Source organism: Bradyrhizobium sp. 31Argb, from assembly GCF_043638955.1.
GTDB lineage: Bacteria > Pseudomonadota > Alphaproteobacteria > Rhizobiales > Xanthobacteraceae > Bradyrhizobium.
On the sequence record NZ_JBEGDB010000491.1, the window covers coordinates 1 to 2,923 of the forward strand.

Below are 2,923 nucleotides of genomic sequence, written 5' to 3' on the forward strand. Positions count from 1 at the left end.
GCTTCCTCCTAAAAGAAAGCCTTGAATCACGTTCAATCTGATTTGAGAATCCCAAGAGTCCACACGGCCTAGCGCGCCGGAGCGCCGACCGCTGTGACGTGGTTCACGTCAGCTATTCAAACCGTGCCGCCGTCCCGTGTCAGCCCTGGACGGGTAGACCAAGATGACTTGCGCCTCGGGGATTTGGAGCGGGATGTGCGGCGACGTGCTGACCACGCGCTGACTTCCGTCGGTCTCGGTGTGGCTCCTCAGCGTCTCCAGCAGCAGGAAGAATTTCTCGGCAAGCACGGCAGCCTCCATGAGTGCTTTCTAATGTGTGCGAGGCGCGCCGCTAGAAATTCAATCAATTAAACGAGAGGTTGCAGAGGCAAACTGCTGCTGCAGCGCAATCGCAGGAGCCGGTGACGAATCCAGGCAGAGCTTGCTGGACCGTTCTGTCATGCTGCGCCGATCGCAAATGCTCGACGCGTCCCGTAGTAGCCCGGATGGATCGCGCCGCGGATTTTGCGTATGACACGACCGTTCCACCAGACATCATCGCGCTGATGGGGCGGGGGATGATGCGACGAGGCCCGGTCTCTAGGGTTGACCGGGCCTCGTCCTTTTTGTTTTGGGTGGTTCGCGAAGATCGAGACGCCGGGCGCGTCGACCTCGCTTTCGATCATGATCCGATTGGACGGAATCGGATCATGATCTCATCTCTTTGTTGGAGCATGATCTCCGCGCAAACGCTTCGCGTTTGTCGCGAGGGAAAACCGGTTTCCACTTTTCCGGATCAGGCTCTAACAGGCATTCTCCTGAGCCCGCTTTTTCAACTCGCGATCAATCAGCGTTTGCGTCCGGCGTATCGCGAGCGCCTCCAATGGCGTTCGCATCAGGCCGGTCCTCGCTTGATCGCCGATCCAGAATACCCAGCGCCAGACGTGGCGCTGCCTGGTTTTCTCGACGGTGAACTCAATCCCTTGGTGCTGCATGGCCAGCGGCTATAGTGAATCTCTGCGCCCCTCATCGTGGACTTGCCTCACCAGAGTCGAATGGTCTGCTGATATTGTCGTGATATCGCGATGTGTCCGCATCGCTCGGTGCGACGAAATTCAGCGGGCTCAATCTTTGCTTCTCAAAAAGTCGGGCCCCGGCTTGCTCGGGGGACAATCGCCGGGGCCCTTGGGAAGGTGGATCATGTCGTCCCAATCGACGGGACGATAACTTGGGAGTCTGCGAGGCGTTCCGGATTTTCCTAAGAATGATGCCGAATTATCCCGATTGAAGTCGAGGAACGACACCGGTTCAGTGCCGTTGGAAATCTCCACTCTCGGAGTCGAAGATGCCAGAAGAGAATGATCGCAAGGGCAAGGTGATGGGCGATCCGCGCTTTGGCCGGACGCGCATGGAAGCAACATGAGCCGCGCTTTTGTCAGGGAAGGCGAGGGTAATCTCGACGATCTTCCCGATCGGCCGATCTCGGACGCGCGAAACGATGTCACCAGGGAAGGCCTTGCCCAGATCGAGACCGCAGTCGCGGCCGCGCAAGAGGCGTTGGCGGCGGCACAGGCGGAAGGCGACCGCTCGGCGATCGCGAGCGCCTCACGTGACCTGCGCTATTGGAGCGCGAGGCGCGCCTCCGCCAATGTGGTGGCAGAGCCCGAGGACGACAGCCAGGTTCGCTTCGGACACGCCGTTACGATCCTCCGCGATGACGGTCGACAACAGACCTTTCGGATCGTCGGCGAGGACGAGGCGGATCCTGCTCACGGCACCGTCTCGCATGCCTCGCCGTTGGCGCGGGCGCTGTTTGGCAGGAGCGTGGGAGACGTTGTCCGCGTTGGCAGCGGCGAGGCGGAAATCCTCAACATCTCCCGCATGAATGCGCTTGGCGGCGAGGGGTGACAGGCCCGCTCGTGCCGAGAGCGCTCGTTCTCAAACTACATCACGTCGGCAAAAACGTCGTCGATAACGGCAAGAGACACCGGGATCACAGCCAGTTCGTCCTGCTCCGAAGGACCTGACGTTCCCTTGATGTCCTGGACCACCCGGCTCTTGAAGTTGCGGAGCCACTGCATCGGCTCCTCGCCGCTCTGCAGTGCTTGCTCGGCCAATATGTGGCGCATGAGAACAAGCATCGCATGCTGGTAACCGACAAAATCACTATCCATAGCGCTTCCTCGAAATGAGCTGGAGCAATTCCTCACGGGCCCATCTTATACTTTTTCTTCCGGCCAATCCGCTTGATGAAAACAAAACCCCCACCGACCGGGAGGAAGGCAGGGGCTCTTGCGGGTGGATGGCGCGAGGCCAGGTGAAACCTAGGTGTCGCCCCAAGGACCCACGATCTTAAGGAAAGCGCCGAGATCCAGTTCCGGCAAGGCGATTTTGTAGGCAGCCATCCGACCCGCGTTAGAGCATGATCCGGAAAAGTGGAAACCGGTTTTCCGAAAAGATCATGCTCAAACAAAGAGATGAGATCATGATCCGATTCCGTCTAATCGGATCATGATCTAGTCGGGCTCTTCGCCGGAGCCGGTGGGGCCGGCTTCATCGAGCAGATTCAACGCGGCGTCGATCTGCTCGAGCAGGCGCTCGATCTCGGCGCGTTCGTTCGCGCCGGGATTCTCCTGCAGCCGCTCGAGCAATTGCTGCTTTTGCGCGAGGAGCTTTGCCGCGGTGGTCATTCGGATCTCCTGGCGCGGAAAGCAGTGCGATGGCGGATCTGCGCAGACTAACGGGACCTGCCACCTGAGCCAGGACCCGTCGGGGCTTCGGTTCCTGCGCCGGAGCCAGTTGTTTGGCTGTTCGGCCGACCAGGAGCGGTCGGCGACGCGCCCGGCTTCTCCTGGTCCGCCACATAGCCGTAACCGGCATGAGGCCCCCACCTAGCCATCCTTCGGCTTGCGCGCGATACAGCCTGGCATGAGCGGATCGGTGG

General features: G+C 60.1%; 5 protein-coding genes. 2 read left to right on the plus strand and 3 right to left on the minus strand.

Annotated features, from left to right (window positions below; all coding sequences use genetic code 11):
• Nucleotides 1–108: 108 nt before the first annotated feature.
• Complete coding sequence (locus AAFX91_RS40480; protein WP_207234510.1) at nt 109–300, minus strand: hypothetical protein; 192 nt, start codon at nt 298–300, stop codon at nt 109–111.
• A gap of 185 nt (nt 301–485) precedes the next feature.
• Here AAFX91_RS40480 and AAFX91_RS40485 point away from each other — a divergent pair, with 185 nt between their 5' ends.
• Both AAFX91_RS40485 and greA read left to right on the plus strand, forming a co-directional pair.
• Nucleotides 486–989, plus strand: a complete 504-nt coding sequence (locus AAFX91_RS40485; RefSeq protein ID WP_165421223.1) for a hypothetical protein — start codon at nt 486–488, stop codon at nt 987–989.
• A 409-nt stretch (nt 990–1,398) separates the two neighbouring features.
• On the plus strand, nt 1,399–1,887 hold the full coding sequence (greA, locus tag AAFX91_RS40490) for a transcription elongation factor GreA (protein ID WP_282527130.1): 489 nt from the start codon (nt 1,399–1,401) through the stop codon (nt 1,885–1,887).
• A 35-nt stretch (nt 1,888–1,922) separates the two neighbouring features.
• Here the strand turns inward: greA and AAFX91_RS40495 are convergent, their stop codons facing one another.
• Together AAFX91_RS40495 and AAFX91_RS40500 are read right to left on the minus strand one after the other, a co-directional pair.
• Nucleotides 1,923–2,153 (minus strand): hypothetical protein, encoded by a 231-nt coding sequence (locus AAFX91_RS40495; RefSeq protein ID WP_028165532.1) that lies wholly within the window; start codon nt 2,151–2,153, stop codon nt 1,923–1,925.
• A 342-nt stretch (nt 2,154–2,495) separates the two neighbouring features.
• Nucleotides 2,496–2,669: a hypothetical protein gene (locus AAFX91_RS40500; protein WP_394570218.1), complete on the minus strand. Its 174-nt coding sequence runs from the start codon at nt 2,667–2,669 to the stop codon at nt 2,496–2,498.
• Nucleotides 2,670–2,923: the final 254 nt, after the last annotated feature.

Excerpts from the sequence above, each read along its gene's own strand:
- AAFX91_RS40480 (WP_207234510.1), bottom strand. The coding sequence starts at position 300 with ATGGAGGCTGCCGTGCTTGCCGAGAAATTCTTCCTGCTGCTGGAGACG.
- AAFX91_RS40485 (WP_165421223.1), top strand. The coding sequence starts at position 486 with ATGGATCGCGCCGCGGATTTTGCGTATGACACGACCGTTCCACCAGAC.
- greA (WP_282527130.1), top strand. The coding sequence starts at position 1,399 with ATGAGCCGCGCTTTTGTCAGGGAAGGCGAGGGTAATCTCGACGATCTT.
- AAFX91_RS40495 (WP_028165532.1), bottom strand. The coding sequence starts at position 2,153 with ATGGATAGTGATTTTGTCGGTTACCAGCATGCGATGCTTGTTCTCATG.
- AAFX91_RS40500 (WP_394570218.1), bottom strand. The coding sequence starts at position 2,669 with ATGACCACCGCGGCAAAGCTCCTCGCGCAAAAGCAGCAATTGCTCGAG.